Source organism: Streptococcus mitis, assembly GCF_005844455.1.
In the GTDB taxonomy this organism is placed as follows: Bacteria; Bacillota; Bacilli; order Lactobacillales; family Streptococcaceae; genus Streptococcus; species Streptococcus mitis_BF.
In genome coordinates this window covers 1-16311 of record NZ_SPGF01000011.1, presented here as the reverse complement: position 1 = coordinate 16311, position 16311 = coordinate 1, and the positions used below count along the sequence as shown (strand labels likewise).

The following is a 16311-nucleotide window of genomic DNA, read 5'->3' as shown; positions in this document are numbered from 1 at the left end:
GTCGAATTTCGGCTTTTTCTTATCGGAAAATAGAAGGAAAAAATTATGGCAGTAATGAAAATTGAGTATTACTCACAAGTTTTGGATATGGAGTGGGGGGTGAATGTCCTCTACCCTGATGCCAATCGAGTGGAAAATCCAGATTGTAAAGATATTCCCGTCTTGTACCTCTTGCACGGGATGTCTGGTAATCATAATAGCTGGCTCAAGCGGACCAATGTAGAACGCTTGCTTCGAGGAACCAATCTCATCGTTGTTATGCCTAATACTAGCAATGGTTGGTACACCGATACCCAATATGGTTTTGACTATTACACGGCTCTAGCAGAGGAATTGCCACAGGTTTTGAAACGCTTCTTCTCTAATATGACTAGTAAGCGTGAAAAGACCTTTATCGCTGGTCTCTCTATGGGAGGCTATGGCTGTTTCAAATTGGCTCTTGCTACAAATCGTTTTTCTCATGCAGCTAGTTTTTCAGGCGCCCTTAGTTTTCAAGATTTTTCTCCTGAGAGCCAAAATTTGGGAACACCGGCTTATTGGAGAGGTGTTTTTGGGGAGATTAAAGATTGGACAGCTAGCCCCTATTCTCTTGAAAGTCTGGCTAAAAAATCGGATAAAAAGACCAAGCTTTGGGCTTGGTGTGGCGAGCAGGATTTCTTGTATGAAGCCAATAATCTAGCAGTGAAAAATCTCAAAAAATTAGGTTTTGATGTGACCTATAGCCATAGTGCTGGAACTCACGAATGGTACTATTGGGAAAAACAATTGGAAGGCTTTTTAGCAACCTTGCCAATTGTTTTCAAATTAGAAGAGAGATTGACTTAGTTTGAACTTCAGCATAGGGGGTAGAACTAAAATAAAATATGTTTTCACTAGACTTTTCAAACGAAAGTAGTAAAATAGTAATAAGATACTGGAAGAAAGAGAGTAGGAAATGTACCGTTATCAAATTGGCATTCCCACATTAGAGTATGATCAGTTTGTTAAAGAACATGAATTAGCTAATGTATTACAAAGTAGTGCTTGGGAAGAAGTTAAGTCTGATTGGCAACATGAGAGGTTTGGTGTCTACAGGGAAGAAAAATTACTGGCGACAGCTAGTATTTTGATTAGAACTCTTCCGCTAGGCTATAAAATGTTTTACATCCCAAGAGGACCTATATTGGATTATGGGGATACGGAACTCTTGAGTTTTGTCATTCAGTCCATTAAGTCTTATGCTCGTAGCAAGAGAGCTATTTTTGTGACTTTTGACCCAAGTATTTGCCTGTCTCAAAGTTTAATTAATCAGGAAAAAACAGAATTTCCTGAAAATCTGGTTATTATTGATAGTTTGCAACAAATGGGGGTAAGGTGGTCAGGAAAAACGGAGGAAATGGGAGACACCATTCAACCTCGTATTCAGGCGAAAATATACAAGGAAAATTTTGAAGAAGATAAACTTTCTAAGTCAACAAAACAGGCTATTCGAACAGCGCGAAATAAGGGAGTAGAGATTCAATTTGGTGGAACTGAATTATTAGATCCTTTTTCCTTTTTGATGAAAAAAACCGAGAAGCGGAAAGAGATTCATCTGAGGAATGAAGCCTATTATAAAAAGTTGTTAGATAATTTTAAGGACAAGGCTTACATCACGTTGGCAACCTTGGATGTCTCTAAACGTTCGCAAGAATTAGAAGAACAGTTAGCGAAAAATAGAGCCTTAGAAGAGACCTTTACTGAGTCTACTCGAACTTCAAAAGTAGAAGCGCAGAAGAAGGAAAAAGAACGTTTGTTAGAGGAATTGACTTTCCTGCAGGAATATATGGATGCAGGTCAAGCAAGAGTTCCCTTAGCAGCTGCTTTGAGTTTGGAATTTGGTAATACCTCTGTCAATCTATATGCTGGTATGGATGATGCTTTTAAACGTTATAATGCACCGATTTTAACTTGGTATGAAACGGCTCACTATGCCTTTGAGCGAGGTATGTTGTGGCAAAATTTAGGTGGTGTTGAAAACTCTCTCAATGGTGGACTTTATCATTTTAAGGAAAAATTTAATCCAACGATTGAAGAATATTTGGGTGAATTTACAATGCCTACCCATCCTCTCTATCCTCTGTTAAGGCTGGCTCTTGATTGCCGTAAAACATTAAGAAAAAAACATAGAAAGTAAGTATATGGCACTAACTACACTCACGAAAGAAGAGTTTCGTACTTATTCTGACCAGGTTTCTTCTCGTTCCTTTATGCAATCTGTCCAAATGGGGGACTTGTTAGAAAAAAGAGGGGCTCGAATTGTTTATCTTGCTTTGAAACAAGAAGGAGAAATTCAAGTTGCAGCTCTGGTTTATAGCTTGCCCATGCTGGGTGGCCTGCATATGGAGATCAATTCGGGGCCGATTTATACCCAACAAGATGCTCTTCCAGTTTTTTATGAAGAGTTAAAAGAATATGCCAAGCAAAATGGTGTATTAGAGTTGCTTGTAAAACCTTATGAAACTTATCAAACTTTTGATAGTGAAGGTAATCCAATAGATACTGAGAAAAAAAGTATTATTCAAGGTTTGACTGATTTAGGTTATCAATTTGATGGATTGACAACAGGTTATCCAGGTGGAGAAGTCAGCTGGCATTACATCAAAGATTTGCAAGATTATGATGCTGTTTCCTTATTGAAATCCTTTAATAAAAATAGTATTCGCAACATTCATTCAGCCTTTGATTTTAATCTTCTTATTCGAAATGCAGAACGGGAAGAAATTCCAACGTTCAAAAAAATTATTGAAGAAACAGGTAAAAGACAAGGTTTTGAGGATAAGAATTTAGATTATTACTTTAAATTGTATGATATGTTTGGAGATAAGGCGGATTTCCTAATTGCTGAAGTCAATCCGCAACAGTCCATAGATGCTTTAAATGTGAAGATGGCTAGTCTTGACAAGAAGTCGAAACAATTTCATCAGCAATATCAAGCCTTGCAAAAGAAAAAAGATTTTCTAACTAGCTTGGATAGTGAGTCTGGCAATGTTGCTCTAGCTTGTGCTTTAATAATCTACACAAATACAGAGGCAACCTACTTGTTTGGAGGGTCGTACGCAGAGTATCAGAAGTTCTCAGCTCCATTTTTACTTCAATATCATGCGATGAAGCAGACAATGCAACGAAACATCCATCAATACAACTTCCTAGGGATTCAAGGGATTTTTGATGGTAGTGATGGCGTTTTGCGTTTTAAACAAAATTTTAATGGCTATATTGTACGTAAAGCAGGAACTTTCCGTTATCATCCATCGCCTTTAAAATACAAAGCTATTCAGTTATTCAAAAAAATATTAGGACGTTAAGATGAAAAAGCCAGTATTTAGCTTTCTTTCAGCTTATTTTAGTAAAATAGTCTTTATTTGCTAGAAAGGTGGAGAGGCATGCGCTGGCTTTTTCGTTTGATAGGGGCTTTCTTTTGTTTGGCGTTTGTTTTGGCGCTTGGTTTGGATTGTTTTGTTTTTATGCACTCTTGCTTTTGGATTTCTTTGGTATCTGAACGGGGATTTCCAAGGAGCGCTGAAGCAGGCAGAGCGGTCGGTAAAGATTGGTCAACAAAGCATTGACCAATCTCTTAACAGGGCAATTCTTGTCTGTAACGGTGCGTCTGAATCACTATTATTTGTCCAATCCAGACATGGCTATTCCTATGAGCGCATTGTCCATACGGCAGAACATGAGTTGGGGCATGCTATTGGCTTGGACCATACAGATGAGAAGTCTGTGATGCAACCGGCAGGTTCTTTTTATGGTATCCAGGAAGAGGATGTCGCAAACCTCCGAAAAATATATGAGACTAGTGAGTAGGGAACAATCTTTCCCTACTTTTTTGCTATAATTGAACTATGAATAACTTGATTAAATCAAAACTAGAGCTCTTGCCGACCAGCCCTGGTTGTTACATTCACAAGGATAAAAACGGCACCATTATCTATGTAGGAAAGGCAAAAAATCTGCGCAACCGCGTGCGATCCTATTTCCGTGGGAGTCATGATACCAAGACAGAGGCCTTGGTGTCTGAGATTGTAGATTTTGAATTTATTGTTACGGAGTCTAATATTGAGGCACTTCTCCTAGAAATCAACCTCATCAAGGAAAATAAGCCTAAATACAATATCATGCTCAAGGATGATAAGTCCTATCCCTTCATCAAAATCACCAATGAGCGCTATCCTCGTTTGATTATCACTCGTCAGGTCAAAAAGGACGGTGGTCTTTATTTTGGCCCTTATCCAGATGTGGGGGCAGCCAATGAAATTAAGCGACTACTGGATCGGATTTTCCCTTTTCGCAAGTGTACCAATCCACCTTCTAAGGTCTGTTTTTACTACCATATCGGTCAATGTATGGCCCATACCATCTGTAAGAAGGATGAGGACTATTTCAAGTCTATGGCTCAGGAGGTTTCTGATTTCCTAAAGGGACAGGATGACAAAATCATCGATGAGCTCAAGGTGAAAATGGCTGCAGCAGCTCAGACTATGGAATTTGAACGTGCGGCGGAATATCGTGACCTGATTCAGGCTATTGGAACGCTTCGGACCAAGCAACTGGTCATGTCTAAAGATCTCCAAAATCGCGATGTCTTTGGCTACTATGTGGACAAGGGCTGGATGTGTGTTCAGGTTTTCTTCGTTCGTCAGGGGAAACTGATTGAACGTGATGTCAATCTTTTCCCTTACTATAATGATCCGGATGAGGATTTTTTGACCTATGTGGGACAATTTTATCAAGAAAAATCTCACCTGGTTCCCAATGAGGTACTGATTCCGCAGGATATTGATGAAGAAGCAGTTAAGGCTTTGGTGGATACCAAGATTCTCAAACCCCAACGTGGAGAGAAAAAACAGCTGGTCAATCTAGCCATAAAAAATGCCCGTGTCAGCTTAGAGCAGAAATTCAACCTGCTGGAGAAATCTGTCGAAAAGACACAAGGAGCTATTGAAAATCTAGGACGCTTGCTCCAAATCCCGACTCCAGTCCGTATCGAATCCTTTGATAACTCCAATATCATGGGAACCAGTCCTGTTTCAGCCATGGTGGTCTTTGTTAATGGCAAACCAAGTAAAAAAGATTATCGTAAGTACAAGATAAAAACGGTTGTCGGTCCAGATGATTATGCCAGTATGAGAGAAGTTATCCGCAGACGCTATGGTCGAGTTCAGCGTGAGGGTTTGACTCCTCCAGATTTGATTGTCATTGATGGGGGGCAAGGTCAGGTCAATATTGCTAAGCAAGTCATCCAAGAGGAGCTAGGCTTGGATATTCCAATTGCAGGTTTGCAAAAGAATGATAAGCACCAAACCCATGAATTGCTCTTTGGAGATCCTCTTGAGGTGGTGGAGTTGTCTCGCAATTCTCAAGAATTTTTCCTCCTTCAACGCATCCAAGATGAGGTCCACCGCTTTGCCATCACCTTTCACCGCCAACTGCGCTCGAAAAACTCCTTTTCTTCACAACTGGATGGAATTGAAGGTTTGGGACCTAAACGCAAGCAAAATCTCATGAAGCATTTCAAGTCTCTGACCAAAATCAAGGAAGCCAGTGTGGATGATATTGTTGAAGTTGGAGTGCCTAGAGCGGTCGCAGAAGCAGTGCAGAGGAAGTTGAACCCGCAGGAGGCAGAAGTCTTGCCTCAAGTGGCGGAAGAAAGAGTAGATTATCAAACGGAAGGAAACCACAATGAATCATAAAATCGCAATTTTATCAGATATTCATGGCAATGCGACGGCGCTAGAAGCAGTGATTGCAGATGCTAAAAATCAAGGAGTCAGTGAATACTGGCTTCTGGGAGATATTTTTCTTCCTGGTCCAGGTGCAAATGACTTGGTAGCCCTACTAAAGGACCTTCCTATCACAGCCAGTGTTCGAGGCAATTGGGATGATCGTGTCCTTGAGGCCTTGGATGGCGAATATGGTTTGGAACATCCGAAAGAAATCCAGTCAATGCGCATGACCCAGTTTTTGATGGAGCGAATGGATCCTGCAACGATTGTCTGGCTACGAAGCTTGCCTTTGCTGGAAAAGAAAGAAATTGAGGGACTGCGCTTTTCTCTCTCTCATAATTTACCTGACAAAAATTATGGAGGTGACTTGTTGGTTGGGAATGATACAGAAAAATTTGACCAACTGCTAGATGCGGAAACGGACGTGGCAGTCTATGGTCATGTTCACAAGCAGTTGCTTCGTTATGGCAGTCAAGGGCAACAAATCATCAATCCAGGTTCGATTGGTATGCCCTATTTTAATTGGGAGGCGTTAAAAAATCACCGTGCCCAGTATGCCGTGATAGAGGTTGAAGATGGGGAATTGGTCAATATACAATTTCGTAAAGTTGCTTATGATTACGAGGCTGAGTTAGAATTGGCCAAGTCCAAGGGGCTTCCCTTTATCGAAATGTATGAAGAATTACGTCGTGAAGATAACTATCAGGGACACAATCTGGAATTATTAGCAAGCTTAATAGAAAAGCATGGGTATGTAGAGGATGTGAAGAATTTTTTGATTTTTTGTAAGAGTTCCCTAAGATAACCAATGCAAACTAAAAACGATTGGCTAGTCCAATCGCTTTTATATATCTTATTGTAACTGAGATTGATCTGGGAGATAAGAGCCACCTAGATAAGTGTTGCTGAGTTTTTCAAGGGTTCCATCTTGATAGAGTTCTTTGAGTGCTTTATCAAATTGCTCTTTAAACTCTTTTTGGTCGCTTGAGAAAACGATATAGTTGCTGGGGCTATCAGCAGAAGGTAAATCAACAAGAGAAAGGTCCAAACCGCGATCCTTGATAATCTTTTGAACGGATACCTTGTCAAAAACTAGGAAATCAAACTCACCGTTCGCAAGGTCAAGGATGCGTTTTCCAATATCCTCACCAGAAAAATCGATAGTAGCAGGATTGTCAGAGTGTTTCTGATTCCAGTTATTGATGAATTGAGCGTTTGAAGTTCCAGTATCTTCTTGTGTTGTTTTGCCAGCGATTTGGTCAAGAGAAGTCAAAGGATTTTTCTTGTTGCTGACGAGGACGAGGGGATTGTTTGAAATTGGAAGTGAGTAGAGGTATTTTTCAGCACGCTCTTTTGTGTAACTTAAGTTATTGGCTGCAGCCTGATAGTGACCGGAATCAAGTCCTGGGAAGATGCTCTCCCATGCAGTTCTTTGGAATTGAATCTCGTAGTCGCTGAGCTTTTCATCCACTGCCTTTAGAACTTCGATATCGAAGCCTGTCAGCTTGCCCTTGTCTTCGTAGTCAAATGGTGGCACATCACCAGCTGTAGCAACGACGATTGTCTTTTGAGGACTAGTCTCTTTAGGTGTGGCTTGATTCCCACAGGCAACCAAAAATGGTAGGATGGCTAGTAATAGGCTAAATTTTTTCATAATGTCTCCATTCAGATGTAATGCTCAATGAAAATCAAAGAGCAAACTAGGAAGCTAGCCGCAAGCTGTACTTGAGTACGGTAAGGCGACGCTGACGTGGTTTGAATTTGATTTTCGGAGAGTATAAGTTATCTGCTAGTTTATCAGAAACTGTCCTGATGAACCAATATATATTTTTTATGGTTGTGATAAAAAAACTTAATCATAGAAAATATCTGCAAGCTCTTTCAAATTATGGTAGAATGGAAGCAATAGAATTAGAAAAGGAAATCGATTATGAAATTTCTTGAATTGAATAAAAAACGTCATGCGACTAAGCATTTCACTGACAAGCCTGTTGATCCAAAAGATGTGCGTACGGCTATCGAAATTGCAACCTTGGCACCAAGTGCCCACAACAGCCAGCCTTGGAAATTTGTGGTGGTACGTGAGAAAAATGCCGAACTAGCAAAATTGGCTTACGGTTCGAACTTTGAACAGGTATCATCAGCGCCTGTAACCATTGCCTTGTTTACAGACACAGACCTTGCTAAATGTGCCCGTAAGATTGCCCGTGTTGGTGGTGCTAATAACTTTTCTGAAGAGCAACTTCAATACTTCATGAAAAATTTGCCAGCTGAATTTGCACGTTACAATGAACAACAGGTCAGCGACTACCTAGCCCTCAATGCAGGATTAGTTGCCATGAATTTGGTTCTTGCATTGACGGACCAAGGAATTGGATCAAATTTGATCCTTGGTTTTGACAAATCAAAAGTCAATGAAGTTTTGGATATTGAGGACCGTTTCCGCCCAGAACTCTTGATTACAGTGGGTTACACAGACGAAAAATTGGAACCAAGCTACCGCTTGCCAGTAGATGAAATCATCGAGAAAAGATAGAAAGAAGAAAAAAATGACAGTAATTGATTTTACAGCAGAAGTAGAAAAACGTAAAGAAGACCTCTTGGCTGACTTGTTTAGCCTTTTGGAAATTAACTCAGAACGTGATGATAGCAAGGCTGATGCTGAGCATCCATTTGGACCTGGGCCAGTAAAAGCCTTGGAGAAATTCCTTGAAATCGCAGACCGCGATGGCTATCCAACTAAGAATGTCGATAACTACGCAGGACACTTCGAGTTTGGTGATGGAGAAGAAGTTCTCGGAATCTTTGCCCACATGGACGTGGTGCCAGCTGGTAGCGGTTGGGACACAGATCCTTACACACCAACTATCAAAGACGGTCGTCTTTATGCGCGTGGAGCTTCGGACGACAAGGGGCCTACAACAGCTTGTTACTATGGTTTGAAAATCATCAAAGAATTGGGCCTTCCAACTTCTAAGAAGGTTCGTTTCATCGTCGGAACAGACGAAGAATCAGGCTGGGCAGACATGGACTACTACTTCGAGCACGTAGGACTTGCAAAACCAGACTTCGGTTTCTCTCCAGACGCTGAATTCCCAATTATCAATGGTGAAAAAGGAAACATCACAGAATACCTCCACTTTGCAGGTGAAAATACAGGTGCTGCCCGTCTTCACAGCTTCACAGGTGGTTTGCGTGAAAACATGGTACCTGAATCAGCAACAGCAGTCGTTTCAGGTGACTTGGCTGACTTGCAAGCTAAACTAGATGCCTTTGTTGCAGAGCACAAACTCAGAGGAGAAATTCAAGAAGAAGCTGGCCAATACAAGGTGACCATCATTGGTAAATCAGCCCATGGTGCTATGCCTGCTTCAGGTGTTAATGGTGCGACTTATCTCGCCCTCTTCCTTAGTCAGTTTGATTTTGCAGGTCCTGCAAAAGACTACCTTGACATCGCTGGAAAAATTCTCTTGAACGACCATGAGGGTGAAAATCTCAAGATTGCTCATGTGGATGAAAAGATGGGTGCCCTTTCTATGAATGCCGGTGTCTTCCGCTTCGATGAAACAAGTGCTGACAATACGATTGCCCTCAACATCCGCTATCCAAAAGGGACAAGCCCAGAACAAATCAAGTCAATCCTTGAAAACTTGCCAGTTGCTTCTGTTAGCCTTTCTGAACACGGCCACACGCCTCACTATGTGCCAATGGAAGATCCGCTTGTGCAAACCTTGTTGAATGTCTATGAAAAACAAACTGGTCTTCAAGGTCACGAACAAGTCATTGGTGGTGGTACCTTTGGTCGCTTGCTGGAACGTGGGGTTGCCTACGGTGCCATGTTCCCAGACTCAATTGACACCATGCACCAAGCCAATGAATTTATCGCCTTGGACGATCTCTTCCGAGCAGCAGCAATCTATGCCGAAGCTATTTATGAATTGATCAAATAAAGCCTTAGAAGTCTGAGATGTAATGCTTGGACTTCTTTTTGGAGGGAAAACAGATGTCTCAAATCGAAAGAATCAAGCAGGCTATTATGGTGGATCCGCAGAATGCTAGCTATACAGAACGCGGAATTGAACCTCTCTTTGCGGCGCCAAAAACTGCTCGCATCAATATCATTGGTCAGGCACCGGGACTTAAAACTCAAGAAGCAGGCCTTTACTGGAAAGATAAGAGTGGTGACCGCTTGCGGGAGTGGCTAGGTGTGGATGAAGATACCTTTTACAATTCAGGTTATTTTGCTGTTTTGCCTATGGATTTCTACTTTCCAGGGCATGGAAAGTCGGGTGATCTTCCGCCGCGGACTGGTTTTGCAGAAAAATGGCATCCTCAGCTCTTGCAAGAATTACCAGATATTCAGTTAACCCTCTTGATTGGGCAATACGCCCAAGCCTACTATTTACAGGAGGAAGTCAGTGGCAAGGTGACAGAGAGGGTAAAACATTACCAGAACTATTTGCCAACCTATTTTCCGCTAGTTCACCCCTCACCGCGAAATCAAATCTGGATGGCCAAAAATCCTTGGTTTGAGGCAAAAGTGGTGCCAGATTTGAAAAAAAGAATTAAAACCATTTTATAGTCAATGAAAATCAAAGAGCAAACTAGGAAGCTAGCCGCAGTCTGCTTAAAGTACATCTTTGAGGTTGCAGATAAAACTGACGAAGTCAGCTCAAAACACTGTTTTGAGGTTGTGGATAGAACTGACGAAGTCAGTTACATATACCTACGGTAAGGCGACGCTGACGTGGTTTGAAGAGATTTTCGAAGAGTATTAGGAGAAAAAGAATGAAAGAAATTACCTTTGACGCATTTTACCAGCTTTATCAAAACGACCAACTTTCTCTAGTGGACGTGCGAGAAGTGGATGAGTTTGAAACACTTCATTTAGAAGGTGCCCACAACCTACCGCTTAGTCAATTGCCTGATACCTTTGATCAGTTGGACAAGGACCAGTTGTATTATGTTATTTGCAAATCTGGAATGAGATCGCCGCGTGCTTGTCAATTTCTAGCTGAACAATGTTATGAAGTTATCAATGTTCAGGGTGGCATGTTAGCCTTTGAAGAACTTTAAAATTTTGCATTTCTCCTACTTGGTGTGGACTGGGTGGGAGAATGCTATTTTTAGATAATTCTCATTTTTTAGAATCTTGAAAACATTCAATATTTACTTCGTGAAGCTTTTTTCATACTCGTATTCATGATATACTAAGTCAGTATTTTATAAATATGAAGGAGATTTTCATGGCTAAAAAAGGTGCCCTAACAGGCTTGCTCCTGTTTGGAATATTTTTTGGTGCGGGGAACTTGATTTTTCCGCCTTCTCTAGGTGCTCTATCTGGAGAACATTTTCTTCCTGCCATCGCAGGTTTTGTCTTTTCAGGTGTCGGTATCGCCGTCTTGACTCTTATTATTGGAACGCTAAATCCTAAAGGATATATCTATGAGATTTCAACAAAGATAGCACCTTGGTTTGCGACTCTTTACCTCTCAGTTCTGTACTTGTCAATTGGTCCATTCTTTGCTATCCCACGTACTGCGACAACAGCTTACGAGGTAGGGATTAGCCCTCTTTTGTCGGATGCAAATAAAGGTCTTGGTTTGATTGTCTTTACGGTTCTGTATTTTGCGACAGCCTATTTGATTTCGCTTAATCCATCCAAAATCTTGGACCGTATCGGCCGTATTTTAACGCCAGTCTTTGCAATCTTGATTGTCATCTTGGTTGTTCTAGGAGCTTTCAAATACGGTGGAACAAGTCCTCAAGCTGCTTCAGCTGCTTATCAAGCTTCTGCCTTTGGTACAGGTTTCCTAGAAGGTTACAATACCTTGGATGCCCTTGCCTCAGTTGCCTTTAGTGTAATTGCAGTTCAAACCTTGAAACAACTTGGATTTTCAAGTAAGAAAGAATACATTTCAACTATTTGGGTTGTTGGTATCGTTGTTGCCCTTGCTTTCAGTGCCCTTTACATTGGTTTAGGTTTCCTTGGCAATCATTTCCCAGTACCAGCCGAAGCGATGAAGGGTGGAACACCAGGCGTTTACATCTTGTCACAAGCTACTCAAGAAATCTTTGGTTCAACAGCTCAACTCTTCCTTGCAGCTATGGTTACCGTAACCTGCTTCACAACAACAGTTGGTTTGATTGTGTCAACAGCTGAGTTCTTTAATGAGCGTTTCCCACAAATCAGCTACAAGGTTTATGCGACAGCCTTTACCTTGATTGGATTTGCTATTGCTAATTTGGGTCTTGATGCGATTATCAAGTATTCAATTCCAGTACTGGTTATCTTGTACCCAATCACGATTGCTATCGTCATGATTGTCATTGTCAACAAATTTGTGGCTCTTTCAAAACCGGGTATGCAGTTGACAATTGCAGTCGTTACAGCCATTGCCATTGCAAGCGTACTAGGAAGCTCATTTAAAGTTGAGTTTCTTGCAAATCTTGTCAATGTTCTTCCTTTTGCAAAGGCCTCACTCCCATGGTTGGTACCAGCCGTTGTCGGAATCTTGCTCTCATTGGTTTTACCAAACAAGCAAGAAAGCGATGTTTTTGAAATGGAATAATCACTAAAATCACTTTTGTAGCTAAGTCTACAGAGGTGATTTTCTTTTTTTATCCGATGATAAATGTGTTATAATAGGTAGCAAAAGAGGTGAAGAAATGAATCGAACAGTAGAATATATCAAAGAACTAACCGCAATTGCATCTCCGACGGGATTTACTCGTGAGATTTCAGACTACTTGGTCCATACTTTAGAAGAGCTTGGTTACCAGCCAGTTCGTACAGCCAAGGGTGGTGTCAATGTGACCATTAAAGGTCAAAATGATGAACAACACCGCTATGTGACTGCCCATGTGGATACGCTGGGTGCTATTGTTCGTGCAGTCAAACCGGATGGCCGTCTCAAATTGGACCGTATCGGTGGTTTTCCTTGGAACATGATCGAAGGGGAAAACTGTACGGTTCATGTGGCTAGCACAGGTAAAAAGGTATCTGGAACCATCCTCATCCACCAAACTTCTTGCCATGTCTACAAGGATGCAGGAACTGCAGAACGCACACAGGACAATATGGAAGTGCGTTTGGATGCAAAAGTAAGTAATGAAAAAGAAACCTGCGCCTTGGGCATCGAGGTTGGCGACTTTATCAGTTTTGACCCGCGAACTGTCGTGACAGATACTGGTTTTATCAAGTCACGTCACTTGGATGACAAAGTCAGCGCAGCGATTTTGCTCAATCTTCTTCGTGTTTATAAGGAAGAGGGGATTGAATTACCAATAACAACTCATTTTGCCTTTTCAGTCTTTGAAGAGGTGGGTCACGGTGCCAACTCCAATATTCCAACTCAAGTGGTTGAATATCTAGCTGTCGATATGGGGGCAATGGGAGATGACCAGCAGACGGATGAGTACACAGTATCTATCTGTGTCAAGGACGCTTCAGGTCCCTATCACTATGACTTCCGTCAACATTTAGTGGCTTTGGCGAAAGAGCAAGATATTCCATTTAAGCTAGATATCTATCCATTTTATGGTTCTGACGCTTCAGCGGCCATGTCTGCAGGAGCAGAGGTCAAACACGCCCTCCTTGGAGCTGGTATTGAATCCAGTCACTCTTACGAACGAACACACATTGATTCGGTCGTGGCGACTGAGCGTATGGTCGACGCTTATCTCAAGAGTGCATTGGTAGACTGATATGTGCTTGATTTGTCAAAGAATTGAATAGATCAAGACAGGGAAGAATCCCTACTTTGTAAAAGAACTAGAAACAGGCTATGTTGTCATTGGAGACCATCAATACTTTAAGGGCTATACCTTATTTCTAGCAAAGGAGCATGTCACAGAACTCCATCAGATGGAGACTTCTAAAAAACTTCGTTTTCTAGAGGAAATGAGTTTGGTTCAAGAAGCAGTCGCCAAAGCGTTTAAAGCTGAAAAGATGAACATTGAACTTCTAGGAAATGGAGATGCCCACGTTCACTGGCACCTCTTTCCAAGACAATCAGGTGATATGAGGGGACGTGGATTGAATGGCCGTGGTCCAGTCTGGTGGGTGCCCTGGGAAGAAATGGCGGCAGAAGATTGCCAAGCAAAACCGGATGAGATTAAAAGATTAGTCAAATGTTTATCGTCAGAACTAGATAAACTATTAGAAATAAAGGAGTAAAAATGAAAAAAAGATACCTTGTCTTGACAGCCTTGCTAGCCTTGAGTCTAGCAGCTTGTTCACAGGAAAAATCAAAAAATGAAGATGGCGCAGCTAAAATAGAACAAACAGCTAGAGCTGATGGAACAGCCGGCAGTAAATCTCAAGGAGCTGCCCAGAAAAAAGCAGAAGTGGCTAACAAAGGAGACTACTACAGCATCCAAGGGAAATACGATGAAATCATCGTAGCCAACAAACACTATCCATTGTCTAAAGACTATAATCCAGGGGAAAATCCAACAGCCAAGGCAGAGTTGGTCAAACTCATCAAAGCTATGCAAGAGGCAGGTTTCCCAATCAGCGACCATTACAGTGGCTTTAGAAGTTATGAAACCCAGACAAAGCTCTATCAAGATTATGTCAATCAAGATGGGAAAGAAGCTGCCGACCGTTATTCTGCTCGTCCTGGCTATAGCGAACACCAGACAGGCTTGGCCTTTGATGTGATTGGGACAAATGGTGATTTGGTGACAGAAGAGAAGGCGGCCAATGGCTCTTGAACCATGCGGCTGATTATGGCTTTGTTGTCCGTTATCTCAAAGGCAAGGAAAAGGAAACAGGCTATATGGCTGAAGAATGGCACCTTCGTTATGTCGGAAAAGAAGCAAAAGAAATAGCTGAAAGTGGTCTCAGTTTGGAAGAGTATTACGGCTTTGAAGGCGGAGATTACGTCGATTAAAAAATAAACTTTTCTCTTGCAATTTCAGATAAATAGTGTATAATAGATGGGTATGTGAAAAGCATACTTGTGGGAGGTAAAAATCTTACATTACCGCCAAAACCACAAAGGAGGATTTAAAAATGGCTAAAAAAGTCGAAAAACTTGTAAAATTGCAAATCCCTGCTGGTAAAGCTACACCAGCTCCACCGGTTGGACCTGCTCTTGGTCAAGCTGGTATCAACATCATGGGATTCACAAAAGAGTTCAACGCTCGTACAGCTGACCAAGCTGGTATGATCATTCCAGTTGTTATCTCAGTTTACGAAGATAAATCATTTACTTTCATCACTAAAACACCACCAGCTGCTGTTCTTTTGAAAAAAGCTGCAGGTGTTGAAAAAGGATCAGGTACACCTAACAAAACTAAAGTTGCTACAGTTACTCGTGCACAAGTACAAGAAATTGCAGAAACTAAGATGCCAGATTTGAACGCAGCAAACATTGAGTCTGCAATGCGTATGATCGAAGGTACTGCTCGTTCTATGGGATTCACTGTTGTTGACTAATCAATAACACAGTAGAAAATCTCACAGCAGTCTATTGGTTGCTTTTCATACTAGGCAAGTGGCTGAGGCTTGTACTTAGGTTAGGTACAGCAAAGGAACTTAACGAAGTAGGAAAAGGAAAATAATAGACTGAAAACCCGCAAGACTTCATCATTTCGAGGAGTGACGTGGGAGATGAAAATCGATTGAACCACTTACAAGGAGAATAGAAAATGGCTAAAAAAAGCAAACAACTTCGTGCTGCTCTTGAGAAAATCGACAGCACAAAAGCATACAGTGTAGAAGAAGCTGTAGCACTTGCAAAAGAAACTAACTTTGCAAAATTTGACGCAACTGTAGAAGTTGCTTACAACTTGAACATCGACGTAAAAAAAGCTGACCAACAAATCCGTGGAGCAATGGTATTGCCAAACGGAACTGGTAAAACTTCACGCGTTCTTGTTTTCGCACGTGGTGCAAAAGCTGAGGAAGCAAAAGCTGCTGGTGCAGACTTTGTTGGTGAAGATGACCTTGTTGCGAAAATCAACGACGGTTGGTTGGACTTCGACGTAGTTATCGCTACACCTGACATGATGGCTCTTGTTGGACGTCTTGGACGTGTCCTTGGACCACGTAACTTGATGCCAAACCCTAAAACTGGTACTGTAACAATGGATGTTGCTAAAGCAGTTGAAGAGTCTAAAGGTGGTAAAATCACTTACCGTGCTGACCGTGCAGGTAACGTTCAAGCAATCATCGGTAAAGTATCATTTGAAGCTGAAAAATTGGTTGAAAACTTCAAAGCTTTCAACGAAACAATCCAAAAATCAAAACCAGCTACAGCTAAAGGAACTTATGTAACAAACTTGACTATCACAACTACTCAAGGTGTTGGTATCAAAGTTGACGTAAACTCACTTTAATCAGTAGTTTATAAAAGAGAAGACGAGTACGAAACAATGTCATTAAGTTAGTGATCTAACTACTTGAATAGGAGGTGTGATTGAGAACATCAAAGTGATTCTCTATCACATCTTCTATTTTTTTGCATGACAAATAAAGTTTTTTCACCCTATTTTTTGAGATTTATGTTACTCTATAGATGAAATCAACTACCGATTGGGCCTTTATCTTTCTTGG

15 protein-coding genes and 2 pseudogenes are annotated in these 16311 nt (G+C 41.3%); 16 read left to right on the top strand and 1 reads right to left on the bottom strand.

Annotation, left to right across the window (positions count from 1 at the left end; genetic code table 11):
• Positions 1–45: 45 nt before the first annotated feature.
• From FGQ53_RS03575 to FGQ53_RS03550, 6 genes and pseudogenes are all read left to right on the top strand, one after another.
• The gene (locus tag FGQ53_RS03575) at positions 46–825 is read left to right on the top strand and encodes an alpha/beta hydrolase (RefSeq protein WP_138335827.1); all 780 of its coding nucleotides are present in this window, start codon (positions 46–48) and stop codon (positions 823–825) included.
• 109 nt (positions 826–934) lie between these two features.
• Positions 935–2155, top strand: a complete 1221-nt coding sequence (gene murM, locus FGQ53_RS03570) for a peptidoglycan bridge formation alanyltransferase MurM (protein WP_138335825.1) — start codon at positions 935–937, stop codon at positions 2153–2155.
• Positions 2156–2159: 4 nt separating this feature from the next.
• Positions 2160–3326, top strand: coding sequence for an aminoacyltransferase (locus FGQ53_RS03565; protein ID WP_138335823.1), 1167 nt, complete (start codon positions 2160–2162; stop codon positions 3324–3326).
• Between the two features lie 78 nt (positions 3327–3404).
• Positions 3405–3828 (top strand): annotated as a pseudogene (locus FGQ53_RS03560) (matrixin family metalloprotease).
• Between the two features lie 38 nt (positions 3829–3866).
• Positions 3867–5714, top strand: coding sequence for an excinuclease ABC subunit UvrC (gene uvrC, locus FGQ53_RS03555; protein WP_138335821.1), 1848 nt, complete (start codon positions 3867–3869; stop codon positions 5712–5714).
• Positions 5704–6552, top strand: a complete 849-nt coding sequence (locus FGQ53_RS03550; protein WP_138335819.1) for a metallophosphoesterase family protein — start codon at positions 5704–5706, stop codon at positions 6550–6552. The genes uvrC and FGQ53_RS03550 overlap by 11 nt, the downstream gene beginning before the upstream one ends.
• 48 nt (positions 6553–6600) lie before the next feature.
• On the opposite strand, the gene FGQ53_RS03545 is transcribed toward FGQ53_RS03550, so the two are convergent.
• On the bottom strand, positions 6601–7401 hold the full coding sequence (locus FGQ53_RS03545) for an amino acid ABC transporter substrate-binding protein (protein ID WP_138335817.1): 801 nt from the start codon (positions 7399–7401) through the stop codon (positions 6601–6603).
• Positions 7402–7677: 276 nt separating this feature from the next.
• Here FGQ53_RS03545 and FGQ53_RS03530 point away from each other — a divergent pair, with 276 nt between their 5' ends.
• From FGQ53_RS03530 to rplA, 10 genes and pseudogenes are all read left to right on the top strand, one after another.
• Positions 7678–8283 (top strand): nitroreductase family protein, encoded by a 606-nt coding sequence (locus tag FGQ53_RS03530; RefSeq protein ID WP_138335813.1) that lies wholly within the window; start codon positions 7678–7680, stop codon positions 8281–8283.
• Between the two features lie 13 nt (positions 8284–8296).
• On the top strand, positions 8297–9697 hold the full coding sequence (gene pepV / locus FGQ53_RS03525; RefSeq protein WP_138335811.1) for a dipeptidase PepV: 1401 nt from the start codon (positions 8297–8299) through the stop codon (positions 9695–9697).
• A gap of 53 nt (positions 9698–9750) precedes the next feature.
• On the top strand, positions 9751–10329 hold the full coding sequence (locus FGQ53_RS03520; RefSeq protein ID WP_138335809.1) for a uracil-DNA glycosylase family protein: 579 nt from the start codon (positions 9751–9753) through the stop codon (positions 10327–10329).
• Positions 10330–10535: 206 nt separating this feature from the next.
• Positions 10536–10823 (top strand): rhodanese-like domain-containing protein, encoded by a 288-nt coding sequence (locus tag FGQ53_RS03510; protein WP_138335807.1) that lies wholly within the window; start codon positions 10536–10538, stop codon positions 10821–10823.
• Between the two features lie 170 nt (positions 10824–10993).
• The gene (gene brnQ / locus FGQ53_RS03505; protein WP_171019069.1) at positions 10994–12319 is read left to right on the top strand and encodes a branched-chain amino acid transport system II carrier protein; all 1326 of its coding nucleotides are present in this window, start codon (positions 10994–10996) and stop codon (positions 12317–12319) included.
• A 97-nt stretch (positions 12320–12416) separates the two neighbouring features.
• Positions 12417–13454, top strand: a complete 1038-nt coding sequence (locus FGQ53_RS03500; RefSeq protein WP_138335803.1) for a M42 family metallopeptidase — start codon at positions 12417–12419, stop codon at positions 13452–13454.
• Positions 13455–13485: 31 nt separating this feature from the next.
• Positions 13486–13926, top strand: a complete 441-nt coding sequence (locus FGQ53_RS03495) for an HIT family protein (RefSeq protein ID WP_249339643.1) — start codon at positions 13486–13488, stop codon at positions 13924–13926.
• A 2-nt stretch (positions 13927–13928) separates the two neighbouring features.
• A pseudogene (ldcB, locus tag FGQ53_RS12120) lies at positions 13929–14644 on the top strand (LD-carboxypeptidase LdcB/DacB).
• A 122-nt stretch (positions 14645–14766) separates the two neighbouring features.
• Positions 14767–15192 carry a 50S ribosomal protein L11 gene (rplK, locus tag FGQ53_RS03485; RefSeq protein WP_001085806.1) on the top strand — a complete coding sequence of 142 codons (426 nt, stop codon included), beginning with the start codon at positions 14767–14769 and terminating at the stop codon, positions 15190–15192.
• Positions 15193–15404: 212 nt separating this feature from the next.
• Entirely contained in the window at positions 15405–16094 is a 690-nt protein-coding gene (gene rplA / locus FGQ53_RS03475) for a 50S ribosomal protein L1 (protein ID WP_001085676.1), read from the top strand.
• The last annotated feature ends 217 nt before the right edge of the window (positions 16095–16311 follow it).